15 protein-coding genes are annotated in these 21,227 nt (G+C 73.8%); 13 read left to right on the top strand and 2 right to left on the bottom strand.

Translation table 11 applies throughout. From position 1 onward, the window contains the following. The first annotated feature begins 53 nt into the window (after window positions 1-53). Complete coding sequence (locus ACQP60_RS15625) at window positions 54-947, top strand: helix-turn-helix transcriptional regulator (RefSeq protein WP_429734445.1); 894 nt, start codon at window positions 54-56, stop codon at window positions 945-947. Here the strand turns inward: ACQP60_RS15625 and ACQP60_RS15620 are convergent. Beyond that, window positions 854-2,155, bottom strand: coding sequence for a multidrug effflux MFS transporter (locus ACQP60_RS15620; protein ID WP_429734443.1), 1,302 nt, complete (start codon window positions 2,153-2,155; stop codon window positions 854-856). The genes ACQP60_RS15625 and ACQP60_RS15620 overlap by 94 nt on opposite strands. Before the next feature lie 63 nt (window positions 2,156-2,218). Between ACQP60_RS15620 and ACQP60_RS15615 the strand changes: the two genes are divergently transcribed. From ACQP60_RS15615 to ACQP60_RS15590, 6 genes are all read left to right on the top strand, one after another. Beyond that, window positions 2,219-2,683 (top strand): MarR family winged helix-turn-helix transcriptional regulator, encoded by a 465-nt coding sequence (locus ACQP60_RS15615; protein WP_429734441.1) that lies wholly within the window; start codon window positions 2,219-2,221, stop codon window positions 2,681-2,683. Window positions 2,684-2,774: 91 nt separating this feature from the next. Further along, window positions 2,775-3,992 carry a pyridoxal phosphate-dependent aminotransferase gene (locus ACQP60_RS15610; RefSeq protein WP_429734439.1) on the top strand — a complete coding sequence of 406 codons (1,218 nt, stop codon included), beginning with the start codon at window positions 2,775-2,777 and terminating at the stop codon, window positions 3,990-3,992. Between the two features lie 86 nt (window positions 3,993-4,078). Then, window positions 4,079-4,549: an SRPBCC family protein gene (locus ACQP60_RS15605; RefSeq protein WP_429734437.1), complete on the top strand. Its 471-nt coding sequence runs from the start codon at window positions 4,079-4,081 to the stop codon at window positions 4,547-4,549. Continuing rightward, complete coding sequence (locus tag ACQP60_RS15600) at window positions 4,546-4,905, top strand: ArsR/SmtB family transcription factor (protein ID WP_429734435.1); 360 nt, start codon at window positions 4,546-4,548, stop codon at window positions 4,903-4,905. Before ACQP60_RS15605 ends, ACQP60_RS15600 begins: the two co-directional genes overlap by 4 nt. Window positions 4,906-4,910: 5 nt before the next feature. Beyond that, window positions 4,911-5,354: an SRPBCC family protein gene (locus ACQP60_RS15595; RefSeq protein WP_429734433.1), complete on the top strand. Its 444-nt coding sequence runs from the start codon at window positions 4,911-4,913 to the stop codon at window positions 5,352-5,354. A 100-nt stretch (window positions 5,355-5,454) separates the two neighbouring features. Continuing rightward, window positions 5,455-8,403: a DUF2264 domain-containing protein gene (locus ACQP60_RS15590; RefSeq protein ID WP_429734431.1), complete on the top strand. Its 2,949-nt coding sequence runs from the start codon at window positions 5,455-5,457 to the stop codon at window positions 8,401-8,403. Between the two features lie 8 nt (window positions 8,404-8,411). Here ACQP60_RS15590 and ACQP60_RS15585 read toward each other — a convergent pair whose 3' ends face one another. Beyond that, complete coding sequence (locus ACQP60_RS15585; protein WP_429734429.1) at window positions 8,412-11,534, bottom strand: family 78 glycoside hydrolase catalytic domain; 3,123 nt, start codon at window positions 11,532-11,534, stop codon at window positions 8,412-8,414. Between the two features lie 210 nt (window positions 11,535-11,744). On the opposite strand from ACQP60_RS15585, the gene ACQP60_RS15580 reads away from it, so the two are divergent. The 6 genes from ACQP60_RS15580 to ACQP60_RS15555 all read left to right on the top strand — a co-directional run bounded on the left by ACQP60_RS15580 (window position 11,745) and on the right by ACQP60_RS15555 (window position 21,208). After that, window positions 11,745-12,701: a carbohydrate ABC transporter permease gene (locus ACQP60_RS15580; RefSeq protein WP_429734427.1), complete on the top strand. Its 957-nt coding sequence runs from the start codon at window positions 11,745-11,747 to the stop codon at window positions 12,699-12,701. Between the two features lie 23 nt (window positions 12,702-12,724). Further along, window positions 12,725-13,597, top strand: a complete 873-nt coding sequence (locus ACQP60_RS15575) for a carbohydrate ABC transporter permease (RefSeq protein WP_429734425.1) — start codon at window positions 12,725-12,727, stop codon at window positions 13,595-13,597. An 82-nt stretch (window positions 13,598-13,679) separates the two neighbouring features. Continuing rightward, window positions 13,680-15,113 carry an ABC transporter substrate-binding protein gene (locus ACQP60_RS15570; RefSeq protein ID WP_429734423.1) on the top strand — a complete coding sequence of 478 codons (1,434 nt, stop codon included), beginning with the start codon at window positions 13,680-13,682 and terminating at the stop codon, window positions 15,111-15,113. A 55-nt stretch (window positions 15,114-15,168) separates the two neighbouring features. Next, window positions 15,169-18,396: a right-handed parallel beta-helix repeat-containing protein gene (locus ACQP60_RS15565; RefSeq protein WP_429734421.1), complete on the top strand. Its 3,228-nt coding sequence runs from the start codon at window positions 15,169-15,171 to the stop codon at window positions 18,394-18,396. Beyond that, entirely contained in the window at window positions 18,393-19,388 is a 996-nt protein-coding gene (locus ACQP60_RS15560) for a LacI family DNA-binding transcriptional regulator (RefSeq protein WP_429734419.1), read from the top strand. Before ACQP60_RS15565 ends, ACQP60_RS15560 begins: the two co-directional genes overlap by 4 nt. After that, on the top strand, window positions 19,385-21,208 hold the full coding sequence (locus ACQP60_RS15555; RefSeq protein ID WP_429734417.1) for a heparinase II/III domain-containing protein: 1,824 nt from the start codon (window positions 19,385-19,387) through the stop codon (window positions 21,206-21,208). The genes ACQP60_RS15560 and ACQP60_RS15555 overlap by 4 nt, the downstream gene beginning before the upstream one ends. Window positions 21,209-21,227 lie beyond the last annotated feature (19 nt).

Below are 21,227 nucleotides of genomic sequence, written 5' to 3'. Positions count from 1 at the left end.
CGTGGTACCGCCACCACCTGGTTCCCCTCCCGGCCGCGGGTGACACTGGGGCGGTGACCTCCACGACCCCCGACCGTGCCGCCCTCGGCGTCTTCCTGCGCGAGCGTCGCGGGCGCGTCACCCCCGGTGACGTCGGGCTGCCCGCCGGAGGCCGGCGCCGCACGCCCGGCCTGCGCCGCGAGGAGGTGGCGCAGCTCGCCGGGGTGGGGGTCACCTGGTACACGTGGCTCGAGCAGGGGCGGGCCAGGAACGTCTCGGACCAGGTGCTCGGGGCCGTCGCCCGCGTGCTGCGGCTCGACGACGCCGAGCGCCGCCACCTCATGGTGCTCGCGGGCCGCGAGGTCGCCGTCGCCCCCGGGCCGCCGCCGGGGGTGCGGCCGGAGCAGCTCGCCGTGCTCGCCGGCCTGCTCCCGTACCCGGCGGCCGTGCAGACCGACGCCTACGACCTGCTCGCCGCGAACCGGGCGTACCGGTACCTGTTCGACGACCTCGACGCCCGGCCGCCGGAGGACCGCAACTGCGCCTGGCTGATGTTCACCGAGCCGCGCTGGCGCGGGGCGCTCGGCGACGCGGAGGAGGTCGTGCTGCACAACATCGCCGCCCGGCTGCGCGCACGCGAGCCCGAGCACCGCGACGACCCCCGCTGGTCGGCGCTGCTGGCGCGGCTGCGGGCGTCGTCGGCGGACTTCGTGCGGCACTGGGAGTCGTACGACGTGGCCGGGGACGGCACCCAGCTGCGGCGCTACACCTCGGCGCGCGCCGGCCGGCTCGACGTGCACTTCCAGAGCCTGTGGCTCGACCGGGCCCGCGGCGACCGGATCATCGTCATGACGCCGGCCGACGAGGACTCCCGTCAGCGGCTGGAGCGGCTCGACGCCCTGGTCGGCGCCGCGCCCTCGGTGACGACGGCGGACGACGCGGTGCCGGAGCGGCTCGCGACGAGGTAGCACGCCCCGGCGACGAGGGCCGCGGCCGTCATCGTGAGGCCCAGCGGCAGGGCGGTGTCCTCGCCGCCGAGGCTGACGAGCGGGCTCGCGACGGCGGCGAGCCCGAACTGCAGCGCGCCGAGGACGGCGGACGCCGACCCGGCGGCGCCGGTCACGGCGCCGAGGGCCAGGCCGGTGGCGTTGCCGAGCACGAGGCCCACGGACAGGGCGACGAGGAAGAACGGCGCGACGAGCCACCAGGCCGACACGGGCATCAGCGCGAGGACCAGCACCGCGAGCGAGCCGACGAGCACGCCGGCGAGCCCGGTCCCGAGCAGCCGGTGCGCCCCGACGGCCGGCACGAGCCTCGCCGACACGGCGCTCCCGACGGCGATCGTGACGGCGTTGACGGCGAAGAGCAGCCCGTACACGGCCTCGGACACGCCCATCATCGACTGGTACACGAACGGCGACGCGGAGATGTAGGCCATGAGCACGGTGAAGCCGAACGCGAACGCGCCGGTGTAGCCGAGGTAGCGGCGCGAGCGCAGCGCCCGGAGCCCACCGCGTGGGCCCGAGCTCCCGCGCCGGGAGCGGGGGAGCGTCTCGGGCACCGCGGCGAGCACGCCGACGAGCATGACGACGGCCAGCACGAGCACGACGGCGAGGATCCCGCGCCAGCCCAGGGCGTCGGCGAGGAGGCCGCCCGCGACCGGAGCGACCACGGGGGCGACGCCGCCGATGATCATCATGAGGCTGAAGGCCTTGGCCGCCGCGGTGCCCTCGACCAGGTCGGAGATGACGGCGCGGCCGATCACCATGCCGGCGGCGCCCGCGAAGCCCTGCGCGACCCGCCCGACGGTGAGCACCTCGACGGTGGGGGCGAACACGGTGACGGCGCTCGCGACGACGCACAGCACGGAGCCGAGGACCAGCGGCCCACGGCGCCCGAAGCGGTCGGAGAGCGGCCCGAAGGCGAGCTGGCCGACCGCCGAGCCCAGCAGGAAGCCCGTCAGCGAGAGCTGCACCGCGGTGGCGGTCGCGCCCAGGTCGGAGGTCATCTGCGGGAACGCCGGCAGGTACAGGTCGGTGGCCAGCGGTGCGATGGCGGACAGCAGGGCGAGGACGACGAGCAGGCCGCCGGTGAGGCGGTCGCCGGGCCGCTCGGGGGCGGCGGGTGCGGCGTCAGAAGTGGGCGCAGCGTCCTGAGCGGGCAGGGCGGAGGGCATGGCGAGGCTCCAAAACAGTTGTGGGGACACAACTATTGTGCCACGACCACTAGCGTGGTCCCCATGACCGACGCCGACCGGCCGCGCGACGCGCTTCTCGGGTCCCTCGTGGACGCCGTGCTCGACGTCGAGCGGGAGCTCCAGCACAGCCACCGCGACGTGCCCGGCGTCATCCCGCTCAACGACACCGAGCGCCTGGTCATGCGGTACGTCGACAGGCATCCCGGCGCGCCGGCCGGCGTCGTCGCCGCCGGCACGCGGCTGCTGCGCAGCAACCTCAGCCATGCGCTGCGCGGGCTCGAGGCCAAAGGCCTCGTCGTGCGGACGCCGGACCCGGACGACGCCCGGTCGTCCCGCCTGCACCCGACGCCGCTCGCCGCGACCAACCTCGCGCGCCTCCGGCGGGTGTGGTCGGACGCCGTCGCGGGTGCGCTGCCGCCCGGCTCCGACGACGACGTCACCGCCGCGGTACGACTGCTCGAGGGGGTCGCCACGAGCCTGGCCGCCGCTCGGGCGGAGGCCGGATGACCGCTCGCCGGTGCCTCCCCGCGCCGAAGGGGGCCGCCCGTGACGGAATGGCCGTGTCGGGCACGGGGCGCGCGGGGGGATGATGGACCCCGTGCGCACCATCCGACAGAGCCGCAAGCTCCGCGGCGTCCGCTACGACGTCCGCGGTCCCATCCTCGTCGAGGCCCAGCGCCTCGAGGCCGAGGGCCACCGCATCCTCAAGCTGAACATCGGCAACACGGCACCGTTCGGCTTCGAGGCACCGGCGGCCATCCAGGCCGACGTCGTGCACCACCTGCCGGAGGCGCAGGGGTACAGCGACTCGCGCGGCATCTACGAGGCGCGCACCGCGGTGGCGCAGTACTACCAGTCGCGCGGGCTGCGCGACACGAGCGTGGACGACGTCTTCATCGGCAACGGCGTCTCGGAGCTCATCTCGATGGTGCTGCAGGCGTTCGTCGACGAGGGGAACGAGATTCTCGTCCCCGCGCCGGACTACCCGCTGTGGACGGGCGCCGTCACGCTGTGCGGCGGCACCGCCGTGCACTACCGGTGCGACGAGGAGAACGGCTGGATGCCGGACCTCGAGGACCTCGAGTCGAAGATCACCGAGAACACGCACGCCATGGTGATCATCAACCCGAACAACCCCACCGGCGCCGTGTACAGCAAGGAGATGGTGGAGGCGATGGTCGACATCGCCCGTCGCCACGACCTCGTCGTCCTCACCGACGAGATCTACGAGAAGATCCTGTTCGACGGCGCCACGCACCACCACGCCGCGGCCGCCGCGGGCGACGACGTGCTGTGCCTGACGTTCAGCGGCCTGTCCAAGGCGTACCGCGTGTGCGGGTACCGCGCCGGGTGGGTCATGGTGTCGGGCCCCAAGGAGAACGCCACCGAGTTCCTCGAGGGCCTCACCCTGCTGGCGAACATGCGCATGTGCGCCAACGTGCCCGCGCAGCACGCCATCCAGACGGCGCTGGGCGGCTACCAGTCGATCGACGAGCTCATCGTGCCCGGCGGCCGGTTCTACGACCAGGCGATGCTGGCCGACAAGCTGCTCAACGAGATCCCGGGCGTCACGTCCGTGCGGCCGAAGGGCGCGCTGTACTGCTTCCCGCGCCTCGACCCGGAGATGTACCCGATCGAGGACGACGAGGCGTTCGTCATCGACCTGCTGCGCGCCAAGAAGATCCTGGTCACCCACGGCACCGGGTTCAACTGGTTCGAGCCCGACCACTTCCGCCTCGTCACCCTGCCCGACGAGGAGGTCCTCACCGAGGCCATCGGCCGCATCGGGGAGTTCCTGGCGACACGCCGGCGGTAGCTCGCCCACCCATTCTGCAACTAGTGGTTGCACATCCTCGGCCCGCGGGCTAGCGTGATGTGCAACCACTAGTTGCAGGAGGGGTCATGGGGTCGACGAGCGAGCTGGGCAGCATCGAGCGGGAGATCTATGTCGAGGCGACGCCGGAGGTCGTCTTCGAGGTGGTGAGCCGCCCGGAGCACGTGCGGCGGTGGTGGCCGGACGACGCGGACTTCGACCCGGAGCCCGGCGCGGCGGGGTCGATCACGTTCGGCGAGGGCCCGGAGAGGACGGTCGAGTCGTTCACGGTGGTCGAGTCGCTGCCGCCGCACACGTTCTCGTTCCGCTGGACGCATCCGGCCGGCGAGGACGCGCGAGCGGGCAACTCGCTGCTCGTCACCTTCGAGCTCGTGCCGTCGGGAGACGGGACGCTGCTGCGGATGACCGAGACCGGCTTCCGCGAGCAGGGCTGGGAGGTCGCGGTCCTCGAGCAGCACTACCGCGAGCACGTCGACGGGTGGGCCTACTACCTGCCGCGGCTGGTGACCTACGCCGGGTCGCTGGGGGTGCGGCCGTGACCGCGTCGCCGGGCGTCGACGACGCCCTCTGGTCCGCGATCGGCGACCCCACCCGGCGCCGCATCCTCGACCTGCTGCTGGCCGACGGCGGCGGCAGCGCGTCGTCGCTGAGCCGGCAGCTGCCGGTGACCCGGCAGGCCGTGGCGAAGCACCTGGACGTGCTCGACCGCGCCGGCCTCGTCCGGTCCACGACGGCGGGGCGGGAGAAGCGGTGCGAGGTCGACGCCGCCCAGCTCGAGCGCGCCGCCGAGCAGCTCGCCGCCGTCGGCCGCACCTGGGACCGGCGCCTGCAGCGCATCAAGACGATCGCCGAGGCGATCGAGACCACCCGGAAGACCGACACGACGAGGAGCTGATCACGATGGTGGACATCCTGCACAGGATCGCGACGACGACCGCGACGCCCGAGAAGCTGTACGACGCGCTGACGACCGTCGAGGGCCTGGCCGGCTGGTGGACCGAGAAGACCACCGGCGACGCCGGCCTCGGCGGGAAGGTCGAGTTCCGCTTTCCCGACGGCGGCTTCGTGATGGAGGTCGAGGAGCTGCGCCCGAGCGAGCGTGTGGTGTGGCGCGTCGTCGACGGTCCCGAGGAGTGGGTCGGCACGACGGTCGAGTGGGACCTGCGCCAGGACGGGGACTGGACGGTCCTGCTGTTCGCGCACCGCGGCTGGCGCGAGCCCGTCGAGTTCATGCACCACTGCAGCACCAAGTGGGCCACGTTCCTGCAGAGCCTCAAGGCCCTGGTCGAGGGCGGCGACGCAGCGCCCTCGCCCCGCGACGTGAAGATCGACGACTGGAACTGACCGGGTGCCACGGGCCGCGTGAGGAATCGATACACTCCCGGAAATTCCCTGACCTCGGGCGTCACGGCCGGAGCGTCGATGAATCGATTCTGGGAGACCGATGCTCGCCGACGAGCCGTACGACCCGTCCCCGTACACCGGTTGGACTCGGCGTACCTGGGAGGACCACGCCGACCTGATGCTGCGTTCCGCGAGGGCGTTCGGGTCGTCGGGACACGCCCGCGTGCGCCTGCCCGGTCCGGAGAGCGCGAGCGGGCGCGACAGCGACGAGCTGGAGGGCTTCGCGCGCACGTTCCTGCTCGCCGCGTTCCGGCTGCGCGGCGCCGGCGGGCAGGACCCTCTCGACCTGACGGGCTGGTACGCGGCCGGCCTGGACGCCGGCACCGACCCCCGGTCTCCGGAGCGGTGGCCCGCGCTGGACGGCTCGACGACGCAGTCGCGGGTGGAGGCCGCCTCGATCGCGCTCGGCCTGGCCCTGTCGCGCGAACAGCTGTGGGACCGGCTCGACCCGCGCGTCCAGGGCCAGGTGGTCGACTGGCTCTCGGGCGCCGTCGACGCCCGGTACCTGGAGCACAACTGGCTCTGGTTCCAGATGGTGACCGAGGCGTTCCTGCGCAGCGTAGGGGCGCCGGCCAGCGACGCGGACCGGGCCTGGGGCCTGCGCCGCAACGAGCTCCTGTATCGCGCGGACGGCTGGTACAGCGACGGTGACGGGCGCGAGTTCGACCACTACAACGGATGGGCTTTCCACCTCTACCCGCTGCTGTGGACGGTGATCGAGCCCGACCGTGAGCTGGCGGCGGCGTACCGCGACCGGTACGAGGCCCGGCTGCGACGGTACCTGGACGACGCCGTGCACCTGGTCGGCGCCGACGGGTCGCCGCTGATCCAGGGGCGGTCGCTCATCTACCGGTTCGCCGCCGCCGCGCCGTTCTGGATGGGTGCGCTGACGGGCGCCACCGACCTGGCGCCCGGCCTGCTGCGGCGGGCCGCCTCGGGGATGGTGGCGCACTTCGCCGACCGGGGAGCGCCCGACGAGCGGGGCCTGCTCACCCTGGGCTGGCACCACGACTGGCCGGCGATGCGCCAGAACTACAGCGGGTCCGGCTCCCCGTACTGGGCGTCGAAGGGGATGCTGGGCCTCGCGCTCCCGGCGTCGCACCCGGTCTGGACGGCGCAGGAGGAGCCGCTCCCCGTCGAGCGGGGGGACGTGCTCCGCACCGTCGAGGCCCCGGGATGGGTGGTGAGCGGGACCCGCGCCGACGGCGTCGTGCGTATCGCCAACCATGGCACCGACCTCGCGCCCCGGGGCGCGCGCGAGCCGGAGCACCCCCTCTACGCGCGCCTCGCCTACTCGACGGCGACGTTCCCGCCGCCCGTCGGGCCAGAGCTCGCCTCGCCGCTCGCGAACGCCGTCGCGCTGCTCGACGCGGACGGCCGCGCCAGCCATCGGACCCGCTTCGAACCGCTCGGCGCGGCCGGCGACGGCGTCGTCGCCGTGGCGGGTTCGCGACACCGGGCGTTCTGGTTGCGCGACGGCGGAACCCGAGACGCGCCCGCGGACGGGGGGTTCGTGGGCGTCACTTCCGTGCTGCGCGGCGCGTGGGAGGTCCGGGTCGTCGAGGCCGATCTCCGCGCGGCGTCGCGCGTGCGTGTCGGCGGGTGGCCGCTGGCCGCGGACGCCGAGCCCTCCGAGGCACCCGGTACTCCGGCGGGAGCCGGCGCCGTCGACGCGAGCGGGCTGCGCAGCACGCTCACCGTGCTCCACGGTGGGGCCGGCGTCGAGGCGGGGCTCGCGCGCGACCGCGGCACCAGCCCGCTCGGCCTGCACACGGCCGTGCCGTGGGTCGCCTCGGGGCCTGCCGACGGTCCGCTCGTCGTCGCGGTCGGGCTCGGCCGGGCAGGGCTCGACCGTCCGCCGACGGCCACGGCGGACCGCGAGCGGCTGACCGTCGTGTGGCCCGACGGCGAGCGGACCGTGCTCGACCGGCAGGCCGCCGACCCCGGCACGGTTGCGGTGTGGCGGCTCGCCTCCGGGACGCACGCCGCGCCCGTGCCGGCCGCGGCCGCCCGGCCACGGGTCGTCGTCGCGATCCCCGCTCCGATGGCGGACAGGCTCTTTGGCGCCGAGGAGCGGTCGCGGCTCGCCGGGCTCGCAGACGTGGTCGACAGTCCGGCCGGCGGGGACCTCTCCACCTCGGCGGCGCGCCGTGCGCTGCACGACGCCGACGTCGTCCTGACCGGCTGGGGGAGCGGGCCGCTCGAGGGCTCGATGCGCGATCTCGCCCCCCGCGCCCGGTTGCTCGTGCACGCGGCCGGGAGCATCCGGCCGGTCGTCGACGAGGCGTCCCTGCGCGCAGGTCTGGCGGTCTCCACGATGGCCGACGTCAACGCGCTCCCCGTGGCCGAGTACACGCTCGCCGCGATCACGTTCGCGGCCAAGCGTCTGCTGGTGGCAGCACGCGATGGCCAGGCGGCCATCGGCGCCGACGACGGCGGATACGGTCTCACGGTCGGCGTGGTCGGTGCGTCGCGGATCGGCCGGCAGGTGCTCGCCGGCCTCCGCGAGCGCGACCTGCACCTCCTCGTCACCGACCCGTTCGTGGACGAGGACGACGCGGACGATCTGGGCGCCGAGCGGGTCGGCCTCGACGAGCTGTTCCGCCGCAGCCGGGTGGTCACGCTGCACGCGCCCCTGCTGGAGTCCACGCGCCGCATGGTGACCGCCGAGCTCCTCGCCGCGCTGCCCGACGGGGCGACCCTCGTCAACACGGCCCGGGGCGGCCTCGTCGACGAGGCGGCCCTGGTGGCCGAGCTGGCCACGGGGAGGATTGACGCCGTCCTCGACGTCGCGGACGAGGAACCGCCGTCGTCCGGGTCGCCCCTGGGACGGCTGCCGAACGTCCTGCTCACGCCGCACGTCGCCGGCACCGCGGGCAATGAGGTGCGGCGCGTGGGTCGCGCCGTCGTGGACGAGCTGGAGCGGTACGTGCTCGGGCGGCGGCTGCGGCACGAGGTGGCGCCCGACGACTACGCCCGCATGGCCTGAGGCTCCGGCTACCAGGTACGGGGACGTCGGCTCGCACCGACGTCGCCGAGGTGGAAGCCGTCCCGGACGGCCACGCCCGTGCCGTGCAGGGCGAGCGGGTCGGCCCCCGCGCCGTCGGGCCGCAGGCCCACCTCGACCTCGACGACCTGCGCGGCGCCGGGCCAGCCGGCGAGGTCGACGGCCACGCGGTTCCAGCTCGCCGGCCAGGCGCGCGCGGTCGCCTCGCGCTTGGAGCCGTCGGCCGCGCGCACCCGGAGCCACAGGCTCGCCGCGGTGTCCGGGCGCTCGCGGCACAGGTCGACGAGCGCGTACACGAACGCCGCGCCGGACAGGTCCGTCGCCTCGCCGAGCGGGAGGACGACGGTCGGCGCGACCCCGGGGGTCGTGGCCTCGACGTCGACGACGCCCGCCGGTACCTGGGCGTGCGGCACCGGCATGCAGCGCAGCCGGCCGCGAGGGGTGAGCGCCGGGGCGCCGGCCCCGGGGCGGAGCGCGGCGAGGTCGAACGCCGGCAGGTCGACGTCGGCGGCGACGGGCGCCAGGGCGGGCGGCGACCACGCGGGGGCGGGGGCCGGCACGACGGCGACCGGTGGCTCGACGACGGCCTCGTGGTGGTGCGAACCCGGCCCGAGCGTCGTCGGCACGTGGCCCGGCAGGTGGAGCGTGCCGGTGCTCCCGGTCGGGACGGTCACGTCCACGCGCAGGCGGCGGCCGGTGCGCCGGACGGCGACGGAGAGCTCGCCGCCCGGCAGCCGCGTCGTCACACCGAGCCGGCCGACGCCGTCCACGAGGTGGGGCGCGAGGTCGAAGGTGCGGTACCCGGCCCCGGTGGGGCGCAGACCGAGCAGCCCCTCCCAGACCCAGGCCGCGAACGGGCCGCCGAGCCCCACGTGGTCCAGCGAGCCGGTGCCCGTGTTCGCGGGGTCGACCCACCAGCACTCCCAGAACGTGCCGGGCCCTCCCGCGAGCATCGCCCCGATCCCGGGCTCGGCGGGCTGGGCGAGCGCGTCGTAGACCGCCTGGTGGTGCCCGTGCGCGGCGAGCGCGCGGACCACGGAGCGGACGGCGCCGAAGCCGGCCGACACCCGGTTGCCCCGCCGGCGGACGTCCGCCATGATCCGCCGGGCGGCCTCGGCGGCCTCGGCATCGTCGAGCAGGCCCGCCTCGATCGCGGCGGCGTAAGAGCCCTGCGACCCGTTCCCGACCACGCCGCGGTCCGCGTCGACGAACCGGCGCCGCGCCGCGGCGACCAGCCGGCACGCCTGGGTCTCGCGCCGGGCGGCCTCGGCGGGGTCTCCCGCGTCGGCCTCGAGCCGCGCCAGCGCCTGCAGGCACTCGATCGTCGCGGCCGTGTGGAGGAGGGGGGCCGGGGTCTGCTCCAGCGCGAGCCAGTCCTGCCCGTAGCTGATCGGCGAGCGGGCGACCACGCCGTCGTCGTCCCGGCACCCGAGCTGGAAGTCGGCCCACCGGCGCAGCGTCGGCAGGGCGCGGCGCACCAGCGCCTCGTCGCCGTGGTGCAGCCAGTGGCCGAGCAGCACGCGGTGCAGGGCCGCGCCCCACACGGGCTCCCCACGCAGCCGGTCGGGACGCACGTCCGGGGACACGGCGGGCAGCTCGCCCGAGGGCAGGGCGCTCGTGACGAGGTCGTCGACCCACTTGCCCAGGAACGCCTCGGCGTCGAACGCGGCCAGCTCGTACTCCGCGACCGAGGCTGTGTCGCCGGTCCACGCCGCCTGCTCGCGGGTGGGGCAGTCCTCCGGCACGCCGTGGAGGTTGTTGAGGAGCGTGCGCTCGGCGCGCTCGAGCAGCGTGGCGAGGACCGGGGAGTCGGTCTCGACCGTGCCCGCGCGGCGCAGGTCGGTGTGCAGCACGTGGACCTCGACCCGCGCCCACGTGCCGGCCGGGACGCCGGTCACCTCGACGTACCGGAACCCGTAGTAGGCGAACCACGGCTCGACCTGGCGCGAGGTGCCGTCGCCCTGCCACTCGAGCACCTGCCGCGCGCGCCCGCCGTCGTAGGGCATGGTCAGGTTGGTCGTGTCGATGCGCCCGGCGCCGTCGAGGTGCTCGCCGTGCGTGACGCGGACCTCGGCCCCGCGCGGCAGCGGCCGGTCCAGCACGATGCGTGCACGGCCCGCGACGTTGACCCCGGCGTCGAAGAGCCGGACCCCGGACGGCCCCTCGGCCAGCGGGGTCGCGACGACCGTCCGGACCACGCGGGCGGGTGGCGTCGGGTCGGGGCGCACCGACCGGGGGAGGGGTGGCAGCGCGTCGGCGGGCACCTCCCGCACCCCCGTGACGGCCGTCCCGGGGGCGCGGGTGGCGTGCCGCTCCCGGTAGAAGGGCTCGTCCACCACGACCTGGCTGGGCCGCGCCACCGAGCGACGGGACGGAGTCACGCGCGCGAGGGCGCCGTCGTGGTCGCGGACCACGAGCTCGACCAGGAACCGCGGGTCCTCGCCGGTGCGGTCCCACTCCCCGGCGCCGACCGTGACGGCCAGCTCGGACGCGCCCGCGGCCACCAGGTCGGTGACGTCGTAGCAGCGGGAGAGGGCGCGGGACGTGTCGGTCCGGGTCGGGTCGAGACGCCCGGGGTTGACCACCTCGGTGCCGAGCCGGGCCCGCACCAGGCCCTGCCCGGTCACGAGGAGCCACGCGCGGGAGGCGCGGGGGAACGGTGGCACCGGTGTGACGACCGTCGTGCCGCGCGGCGCGGACAGCCACGTCGCCGTCCAGTCGGCCTCGGTGAGCGCGGCGGTCTCCAGCGCCCCGGACGCGACCGCCGGGGACCAGGCCTCGCCGTCGTGCGTCTGCACGGTCCACGTGTACGAGCCGAACGGCTCGAGCGGTGCGCCGACCTGCGCCGCCGTCGGTGCGCCCGGCACGAGCGTGGTTTCCCAGTGCGTGCTGCCCTCCGGGCCGAGCACCCGCACCCGCGTGCGGGGGGACCGGGCGGCCGTGCCCGTCAGCGACCAGGTGAGGCGCGGGCGGCCGGTGACGGCCACCGGGAGGTCACGACCGACGCCGTCGCCGGGTGCGGTCCCGTCGACCCGGAGGCGCACGGGGACGCACCCCGTCGTCGTGGCCGGGGCTGCGGAGACGGCGTGGTCGTCGGTGACTCGTAGGGCCATGAGTAAATGGTTTCACTCCGTGCCACCTCGAAGCAAGTCATCAGGACTGCCGTGGTCGGGCGGCGAGTTTTCGCATGAACCGGGCGCCTCAGGCGCTCTCGGCGTATCCCGATCGTCGGACGGGGTTGACAGGCCGTCGGCGCCGCCTGCATGATCCGGTGAATGGATTTATCCACGGTGGATGGGTCCCCGCATCATCGAGGAGGATGGATGCCCGCGATCAAGGAACGGCCGGCGCCGGCCGAGGCCACGGTGCCTCCGCCTGCGCCCGCGGCGCCCGTCCGGCAGCGTCGTCGACGGATCCCTCTGGGTGCGTACCTGGCGCTCGTGCCCGTCTTCCTGATGCTCGGGGCGTTCCAGTACTACCCGGCGGTCAACGGGATCGTGCACTCGTTCTTCGACTGGAAGCCGGCTGCCGCGTCGGAGTTCCTGGGCTGGCAGAACTTCGCGACGATGCTCGACGACCAGATCTGGTGGGACTCGTTCCGCAACCTGGGGATCATCTTCGTCTTCGGTGTCGTGACGTGGGTCATCCCGTTGACCGCGGCCGAGCTGTTGGTGAGCTTGCGCAGCAAGCGCGCGGCGTTCGCGTACCGGACGTTGCTCATCGTGCCGATGGCGTTCCCGGGCATGGTGACGGCGCTGGTGTGGCAGTTCTTCTACCACCCGAACAACGGCGTCATCAACGTGCTGCTGGAGCAGCTGGGGCTCGGGGCGCTGGCGCACAACTGGGTGGGCGACCCGGACACGGCCATGCTCGCCCTGCTGTTCGTGGGTTTCCCGTTCATCGCGGGGCTGCCGTTCCTCATCTTCTACTCCACGCTGCAGAACATCCCGACCGAGGTGCTCGAGGCCGCCGAGCTCGACGGCGTCGGGCGGATCGCGCGCGTGTGGCGGATCGACCTGCCGCTGATGGCGGGGCAGATCAAGATCCTGTTCTTCCTCGCGATCGTGGGGACGTTGCAGTACGGGTTCACGGCGTACGTGGTGACGGGTGGCGGGCCTGATGATGCGACGGTCGTGCCGATCCTGCGGATCCTCAACGTCGCGTACCAGGGGCAGGACTGGGGCTACGCCGCTGCCCTGTCGACCACCCTGTTCGCCATCACCCTCGTGCTCAGCTGCTTCGTCGTGTTCGCGCGGCGCCGCAACCGGGCTGCGGCCTGACGACCGGTCTGAGAGGACCTGACATGACTTCTGTTGCCGCGCCCGTGGGCGCACCGACCGTCGCCGCGGCGCCGCTGCGTCGCCCTCGATCGCAGGTCGGGGTGCACACCGGGCTGGTGCTGCTGGTCGCCGCGAGCCTCGCGCCGTACGTGTTCATGCTCGTGACGTCGCTGAAGGACAACCAGCAGTACCACGAGAACTTCTGGGCTCCGGTGCTGCCGTTCCACTGGGAGAACTACGCCACGGCGTGGGCGCAGGTGCAGCCGTACCTGATGGCGTCGGTGATCGTGGCGGCGGCGTCGGTGGTCGGGATCGTGGCCGTGTCGCTGCTGGCGGCGTTCGTGTTCGCGCGGTTCGAGTTCCCGGGCCGCAACGCGCTGTTCGCGCTCATCGCCGCGCTGATGATGGTGCCGTCGATCGCGAGCCTCATCCCATTGTTCGTGATGATGCGGGACCTGGACCTGCTGAACACGTACTGGGTGCTGATCATCCCGCACATCGCCACCGGTGCGGTGCTGGGCACGATCATCATGCGCACGTTCATCGCGGGGATCCCGCAGACCATCTTCGACGCGGCGCAGATCGACGGTGCCTCCCACCTGCGGATCTTCCGCTCGATCATGATGCCGCTGTCGCTGCCGGTGATCGGCACCGTCGCGCTGGTGAACGTGCAGGGCGTGTGGAACGACTTCTTCTGGCCGCTGCTGACGATCAGCGAGAACGACCTGCGCACGATGTCGGTCGGGCTGCTGTTCTTCCAGGGGCAGTCGGGCACGGAGTTCGGGCCCCTGTTCGCCGGGTATCTCATCGCGAGCCTGCCGCTGCTGCTGCTGTTCGTCTTCTTCTCCAAGTACTTCCTCGCCGGGGTCCAGGGCGGCATCCCCGGCTCCCACTGACCGCGACCAGGACGCCGGGCAGACCGCCGCTCCTGGCCAGATCCGCTTTATCTCAACCATCCAGCACGTCGAAGGAGACGTCATGCCCAACCGACACTCGCGCCCCTGGGCGATCACCGCGGCGACCGCCGCGTGCCTCGGCCTCGTCGCCGCCTGCTCCGGCGGCGGCAACGGCGACAGCGACGCCGCGGTGACCATCACGCTGGCCGGCCCGAACCAGTGGAACAACCAGGCCGACTCGTTCGGCGAGCCCTGGGAGGACCTGGTCGCCCGGTTCGAGAAGGCCGAGCCCGACATCCACGTCGAGACCACCGTGCTGCCGCTCGCCAGCTTCGGCGACACGCTCTCCACGCAGCTCGCCGCGGGCACCGCGCCGGACCTGATCTTCGCGCAGACCTCCCACACCCCGGACCAGATCACGCCGCTGACCGACTACCTCGACAAGCCCAACCCGTACGTCGAGGGCAACGAGCGCTGGCTGGACATCTTCGACGAGAACTACTTCGGCGACGCGCAGCGCAACGGCGCGGGCGACTTCGAGTCGGTGCCGCTCAACCTCGTCATCGCCGGCGTCTTCTACAACGAGGACGCGTTCGCGAAGGCCGGCGTCGAGGAGCCGCCGGCCACCTTCGACGAGCTCATCACGGCGTGCGGCAAGCTCTCCGACGCCGGCTACACCCCGATGGCGATGGACAACGGCTCGCTGGGCGCCGGGTGGATCAGCGAGAGCATCTACGCGATGCTGCTCGACAAGTACGCGGACGACTGGGACGTGTTCGCCACCGACGGGACCCCGGGCACCTCCGGGTCCGTCTCGCAGAAGAGCCAGGCGCGCGCGATCCTCACGGGCGAGCTCGACGCCGAGAAGACCCCTGAGGTGGCCGAGGCGGTGGAGCTGACCAAGAAGGTCTACGACGCCTGCGCGACCCCCAACTGGTCCGGCATCGCGTCCTCGGCGTCGTTCGTCGGCGCCGACGAGTTCCTCGCCGGTGACGCGGCGATGGCGTGGGGCACGAACTTCGCGACGGACGCCCTCGGGGACGTGAGCTGGGACTGGTCGAGCTTCGGCTTCCCGACCGTCACGAAGGACACGACGCCGCTGTCCACGGACGCCCCGGCGCGATTCGGCGCGGCCGCCGGCGGCACCAGCTACATGATCCCGTCGACCACCAGCGACGAGGAGCTGGACGCCGCCGTCAAGTTCCTGCAGTTCGCGACGAGCCCTGAGGGCAGCCAGGACTGGCTCGCCGCCAGCGGTGGCATCCCCTCGACCGTGGACGCGGAGCCCGCCCCCGGCCTCGAGGACCTCATGGCCGGCGAGTGGGCGGAGAAGCGCCGGATCAACCTCACCGGACGGTCGGCCGCCAGCGCGGGGAAGAACCTGCTCGAGGGGTACCTCCTCGGGTCGAAGACCCTCGACGAGCAGCTCGCCTCGCTCGAGGGCGAGTGGACCACGTGGGCCCAGGAGACCGCGGAGAAGTCCGGCTGGACGGAGGACTGGGCGACGCAGAAGTAGCCGCACCGATCGGACGCACGACGCACGACGACACTCGACGATGAGGACCTCGACCATGCGTGAACGACCACGACGGCTGTTGGCCGCGACCACCGCCACCCTGACCCTCGTGACCTGGGGCGCCTTCGCCGTCGCCCCGGCCCAGGCCCAGGACGGCACGACCTACTACGTGGACGGCCGCGACCCCGCGGCCTGCTCCGACACCGGGCCGGGTACCGACCCGGCCGCGCCGTGGTGCGGCTTCGGCCCGGTGAAGGGGCTCGAGCTCGGCCCCGGCGACCGGCTGCTGCTCGCCCGCGGGGCGTCGTTCGACGAGCAGCTCGTCGTCGACGCGCCGCACGGCGAGGCCGGCAACCCCGCCCGGATCGGCGCGTACGGCGAGGGCGACAGGCCGCGGCTCGTCGCCAACGGGACCAACACGGCGGCGGTGGTGCGGAACGCGAACCACACCGTGGTGAGCGACCTCGACATCGGCCAGAAGGACGAGAAGACCGGCCGCGGGGTGTTCCAGTACGGGGTGCGGTTCGACTACTCGTCGATCGGGCACGAGGGCCTGACGGTCGAGCGCCTGAACGTGCACGACAGCCGTGTCGTGGGGATCTTCGTGCGCAGCACCGGCGCCGTGAAGATCGCCGACACCGTGATCGACGGCGTCACGCTGCGGGACATCGACACCACGCACAACGCGCACGGCATCACGTTCTCCCACCAGGGCAGCGTGACCGACGCGAGTGGCGGCGGCACGGTCGAGACGACCGCGAACCGCGTGTTCCGGCACGTGCTGGTCGACGGCATCCGGCAGAAGGACGACGACAACAACAACCCGCCGCCCGACGACGTGCCCTCGCAGATCGACGCGGGCTGCCCGGACAGCCTCGCGATCTCCCAGGCGTCGGACGTCATGGTCCGGGACTCGGTCCTCGACGGGTCCGCCGGCTGCCGCACGAACTACGGCACGGCGGCGCTCTACCTGGGCAGCGTCCGGGACGTGGTGGTGGCGAACAACATGTTCGTCAACACACCGAACACGCAGAACCCGGACATGGTCGCCATCGACCACGAGGCGCGCACCCACCACGTGGTCATCGCGGGGAACTACTTCGCGGACAACTACGGCGGCGGCATCGAGTACCTCGCCATCCACGGCGCGAACGACTACTCGACCGACAACGAGATCCGCGCGAACACCTTCGTGCGGAACGGGTACCACAGCTACATCCCGTATCCCGGGGGCGGGTCGATCTCGCAGGTGGGCAGCGGCCCGGCGCCCGAGGCGCTCGTCTCGGACAACCTCGCGTCCGAGCCGAACGGCTTCCTCACCGCACACCTCGGCGGCACGACGTCCGCGATCACGAGCGAGAACAACCTCCAGCTCGAGGAGGACTGGATCAGCCACTCCGCCGCGGACCTCGGCGCCGACGGCAGCGCGTGGACCCAGGAGCGGAAGGTCGCGGGCGCCTGGCGGTCCCTCGCGAAGGGCGGCGACTCGGCCTCCGGGTCCGCGACGCGGTTCGCGCTCACGCCGGGCAGCGCCGCGGACGTCGCGCTCGCCTGGACCGCCCCGCGCGACGGCGTCGTCGCGGTGCGCGGGTACCCGATCGCCACCTCCGGGACCGCGCCGGTGCGGGTCACGGTCGACGGCGAGATCGTCGCGGAGGCGACGGTCGACGAGCTCGGGGCCGTGCTGACGGCGGACGACGTCGAGGTCAGCGCGGGCCAGGTCGTGCGGTTCGAGGTCCCGGCGGGCGGGCCTGCCGTGAGCTGGACCCCGGCCGTGTCCTACGTGGGCGCCGCGTCCGCCGACGGCCCCGGCGAGTGGCGCTTCTCCACCGCCGGCGACGCGCAGGGGTGGACGTCGTCCACCGAGGCCACGGTGACGGCCGGAGCGCTCAGCGCGCCGAACTCGGCCGACGGGCTCTCGCTGACGTCCCCGGACGGGCTCGGGCTCGAGCCGGCCGACGTGGTGCGCCTCCAGCTGTGGAACGCCAGCGACGCCACCACGGGCACGCTGCGCCTGCGCGACGCCGTCGGCGAGTTCGACGACGCCCACGCGGTCGAGTTCCAGGTCAACGGGCACGAGGTGAAGGGCCTGGCGCAGGGGTTCACCGACGTCGTGGTCCCGATCGACGACGTCGACCTCGCGTCGATCGACCAGCTGCGCGTCGACCTCGACGCCGGCGAGGGCACCGTAACCGTCGGGTCGGTCGAGGTGACGGACACCGCGGGGCCGCGCTGGGACTTCACCGACTCCGGTGAGGGCTGGACGATCAACCCGGACATCTCCTGCCCGAGCGCGGGCGTGCCCGCCGAGGACACGGTGATCGACGTCGACAACACGAAGAGCACCTTCTCCAAGGTGTCGGACGTCGCCTGGAACTTCCAGCGCCGCCAGACCTTCCAGGTCCGCACGGGCACGCTGGCTCAGCTCGACGTGTGGGTGACGAAGAGGGACGACCCGCAGGGGTGCCTGCGCCTCAGCGTCTCCGGCCCCGACGGCGAGGAGCTGTTCGAGGGCACGGTCCCGGCCGACCAGGTGACGGCGGAGGGCGGCTACGTCAGCGTCTACCCCGGCCTGACCGGGCTGGACCCGGAGGCGACGTACTCCTTCGAGATCTCGAACCCGCACACGACGCCGGACGCCGGGACGTACGGCATCGGCTACAACGATCAGGGGAACTACCTCGAGGGCACGGAGTTCTACAGCGTCGACGCCGGCGGGTCGTGGCACGGGCCGGAGGCCTCGGGGCTGCGCGCCCTGAACTTCCGGACCTTCTCGGCGCCGGAGGTCTCCCAGGTGCCCGCCGACGAAGGCTACGAGCCCGTCACGGTCTCGCGCGGCACCGTCACCGCGTCGACCGGCTACGAGCCGGCGCTGGTGTCGCCGGACGGGCTCGGCGTCGACGCGGACACGGTGGACACCGTGCACGTGCGGATGTCGAACCCCGACAACCGGCAGGTCGCGTACGTCCTGTTCGCCACCACGGACGACCCGAAGTTCGACCGGCCCGGCACCGGGACCCCGCCGGGCAACGAGCCGGGCCGCCGCGGCGTCGCCGTCCCGCTCGTGCCGGGCGCCGACTTCCACGACTACGAGGTCGATATGTCCGCGATCCCCGGTTGGTCGGGCACGATCGACCGCATCATGGTCCAGCCGTCCTACCGTTGGAACTACCGGATCGGCCCGCTGACCAACACCTGGCACGGTGCGATCGGCTGGGTCTACCTGGACGAGGGCTCCGGGCCCGACGAGACGTCGGCCCCCGGCGCCGGAGGAGAAGAATGACGACGACGATGCAACAGGTGGCGGTGCGCGCGAGCGTGTCGCCGGCCACCGTCTCGAAGTTCCTCAACACGCCGCACCGGGTCGCACCGCTCACCGGGCAGCGGATCGCCGCGGCGATCGAGGAGCTCGGGTACGTGCGGAACGACGCCGCACGGCAGCTGCGGGCCGGGAACAGCACCACGATCGGGCTCCTCGCGTTCGACGTCGGCAACCCCTTCTTCGTGGACCTCGCCCGCCGGGTGGAGGGCTACGCCGCGAGCCGCGGGCTGTCGGTGCTGCTGGCCAACAGCGACGGGAGCAACGAGCGCGAGCGCGGCTACCTCGAGCTGTTCGAGCAGCAGCGCGTGCACGGCGTCCTCGTCTCCCCGATCGGCGACGTGGAGCGTCAGCTGGAGCGCCTGCACCGGCGCGAGATCCCCGTCGTCGTCGTCGACAAGCAGGTGCGTCCCGACCTCAACGCGTCCGTGTCGATCGACGACGTCCAGGGTGGGTACACCGCCGCCGCGCACCTCATCTCCCGCGGGTGCCGCCGACTGATGTTCGTCGGCGGCCCCACGGGGCTGCGCCAGGCGGACGACCGGCTCGCGGGGGCGCGTCGCGCCGTCGCCGACCGCGAGGGCGTGACGATCGAGACGGTGGACGTGTCCGACCGCTCCGTCGACGCCGGCCGCATGATCGGCGAGCGAATCCTCATCCGCCCGCCGGCCGACCGGCCCGACGGCGTGTTCGCGATGAACGACCGGCTGGCGTTCGGGCTGCTGCAGACGCTGGTCGTGGAGGGCCGGGTGCGGGTCCCCGACGAGATCGCGGTGATCGGGTACGACGACATCGAGTTCGCCGCGGCGGCGGTCGTGCCGCTGAGCTCGATCCGCCAGCCCCGGGCGGAGTTCGCCCGCACGGCGGTGGAGCTCCTGGAGGAGCCGTCCCCGGAGCCGCGGCAGGTCGTGCTGGAGCCCGAGCTCGTCGTGCGCGAGAGCACGCGCGTCCGATGACCGCGCCGACCCACCCCGCGCCCGCCTGGGCGGGCGCGGGGGCCGGCCTCGACGACCCGGAGCGGTGGCAGGACGTCCGCACCCGTGCGGCGACGGCGGACGCCGCGGCCGAGATCCTGGCGCGCGCGGACGCCCACGAGCGCGAGCCCGTCCCGCCGGCGTCGTTCGGCGCGTACGCCGAGTTCGGGCGCACCGGCGACCGCACGGCCTTCGAGGCGGCGTTCCGGGCCCGGCGGAACCGGCTGGCCGACCTCGCGCTCGCGGCGCTGCTCGACCCGGCCCGCGACGTCGGGCCGCTCGCCGACGTCGTCTGGGCGATCTGCGACGAGTACCAGTGGGCGCACCCCGCGAACGTCGACGGGCTGCTCGATCCGCAGCCGCCGCTGCCGCACGACGAGCAGGTCGACCTGTGCGCGGCGGAGACGGCGGCGGCGCTCGTCGAGATCACGGGCCTGCTCGCGGACCGGCTGCCGGCCCTGGTCATCCACCGGGCCCGGGCGGAGGCGCGGCGTCGGGTGCTCGAGCCGTTCCTGGCACGCGACCACTGGTGGGAGCGGGCACCCACCAACTGGGCCGCCGTCTGCGCGGGTTCCCTGCTCCTCGCGGGCCTGCCCCTCCTGGAGGACGGCGCGGGCGGCGCGGGCGGCGTGGACGGCGGCGACCGCGACCGGCTCGTGGCCCGCGCGCTCGCCGCGCTCGACACCTACCTCGACGGCTTCGACGAGGACGGGGTGTGCGCCGAGGGGGTCGACTACTGGCACTACGGCTTCGGCTACTTCGCCGCCGCCGCCGAGGCGCTGCGCGAGCGCTCGGGCGGCGCCGTCGACCTGTGGGACGACGCGGCGGGCCGCCCCGCCCGTGTCGCGCGGTTCCCCCAGCAGGTGCGCCTCACGGGCGACGTCGTCGCGTCGTTCGCGGACACCCGCCCCCGGGCGCGCCTGGACCGCGGCCTGCTCGCGCTGCTCGCCGCGCGGGTGCCCGGGGTGGAGGTGCCGGCGGGTCCCGACCTGCCGGAGCCGGGCGACCAGCGGTACGGCCGCTGGGTGCTCGCGTCCCGCAGCCTGGTGTGGGGCACCCTCCGGCCCGACGACGCGTCCGTCCCCGAGCGGTCCGCCTCGACGTACCTCGCGCACGCGCAGTGGCTCGCGGTGCGCGACCGCGAGGACGGGCGCGACGTCGGCCTGGCCGCCCGCGGCGGGCACAACGACGAGCTCCACAACCACAACGACGTCGGCAGCTTCGTCCTGGCGGCGGACGGCGAGATCCTGCTCGCCGACCCGGGCGTCGGCGTCTACGACCGCGACTACTTCTCCGACCGGCGGTACGAGAACCCGGCGACGGGCTCGCACGGCCACTCCGTGCCGCTCGTGGACGGCGTGCGCCAGCACGGCTGGTCGGCCGACGCCGCGGCGCGGGTGCTCGACGTCGCCCGTGCCCCCGACGCGCCCGGCCGGGCGCGGTTCTCGATCGAGTACGCGGCCGCGTACGACCACCCCGACCTGCGGAGCCTCACCCGCACCTGGACCTACGCCGACGGGCGGCTCGACGTCGACGACGCCTTCACCGCCGCCCGGCCGCTGCCGGTCGTGCTGCGCCTCGTCGGCCTCCTGCCGTTCCGCCTCCTCGGCGACGGCCGCGCCGCGGTGGTGGGCGACCGCGTCCGGCTGGACGTCGAGCTGCCGGCCGGGGCCCGCGCCGCGACGGGCGTGCTCGACGTCGCCCACGGGCTGCGTGCGCCGATCCACCTGCTCGACCTCACCCTCCCGAGCGCGGCCCAGGCCGCCGTGCGCACGACGTTCCGGGTCGCCCGCACCGCCTGACCCCCCGTACCGACCGAAG

It is taken from the genome of Isoptericola variabilis (assembly GCF_050311655.1).
Taxonomy (GTDB): Bacteria; Actinomycetota; Actinomycetes; order Actinomycetales; family Cellulomonadaceae; genus Isoptericola; species Isoptericola variabilis.
Note: the sequence above shows the minus strand (reverse complement) of the source record. Positions and strands in the feature narration are given on the sequence as shown.

Excerpts from the sequence above, each read along its gene's own strand:
- ACQP60_RS15560 (WP_429734419.1), top strand. The coding sequence starts at position 18,393 with ATGACGACGACGATGCAACAGGTGGCGGTGCGCGCGAGCGTGTCGCCG.
- ACQP60_RS15620 (WP_429734443.1), bottom strand. The coding sequence starts at position 2,155 with ATGCCCTCCGCCCTGCCCGCTCAGGACGCTGCGCCCACTTCTGACGCC.
- ACQP60_RS15615 (WP_429734441.1), top strand. The coding sequence starts at position 2,219 with ATGACCGACGCCGACCGGCCGCGCGACGCGCTTCTCGGGTCCCTCGTG.
- ACQP60_RS15585 (WP_429734429.1), bottom strand. The coding sequence starts at position 11,534 with ATGGCCCTACGAGTCACCGACGACCACGCCGTCTCCGCAGCCCCGGCC.
- ACQP60_RS15565 (WP_429734421.1), top strand. The coding sequence starts at position 15,169 with ATGCGTGAACGACCACGACGGCTGTTGGCCGCGACCACCGCCACCCTG.
- ACQP60_RS15595 (WP_429734433.1), top strand. The coding sequence starts at position 4,911 with ATGGTGGACATCCTGCACAGGATCGCGACGACGACCGCGACGCCCGAG.
- ACQP60_RS15555 (WP_429734417.1), top strand. The coding sequence starts at position 19,385 with ATGACCGCGCCGACCCACCCCGCGCCCGCCTGGGCGGGCGCGGGGGCC.
- ACQP60_RS15605 (WP_429734437.1), top strand. The coding sequence starts at position 4,079 with ATGGGGTCGACGAGCGAGCTGGGCAGCATCGAGCGGGAGATCTATGTC.
- ACQP60_RS15590 (WP_429734431.1), top strand. The coding sequence starts at position 5,455 with ATGCTCGCCGACGAGCCGTACGACCCGTCCCCGTACACCGGTTGGACT.
- ACQP60_RS15580 (WP_429734427.1), top strand. The coding sequence starts at position 11,745 with ATGCCCGCGATCAAGGAACGGCCGGCGCCGGCCGAGGCCACGGTGCCT.
- ACQP60_RS15575 (WP_429734425.1), top strand. The coding sequence starts at position 12,725 with ATGACTTCTGTTGCCGCGCCCGTGGGCGCACCGACCGTCGCCGCGGCG.
- ACQP60_RS15570 (WP_429734423.1), top strand. The coding sequence starts at position 13,680 with ATGCCCAACCGACACTCGCGCCCCTGGGCGATCACCGCGGCGACCGCC.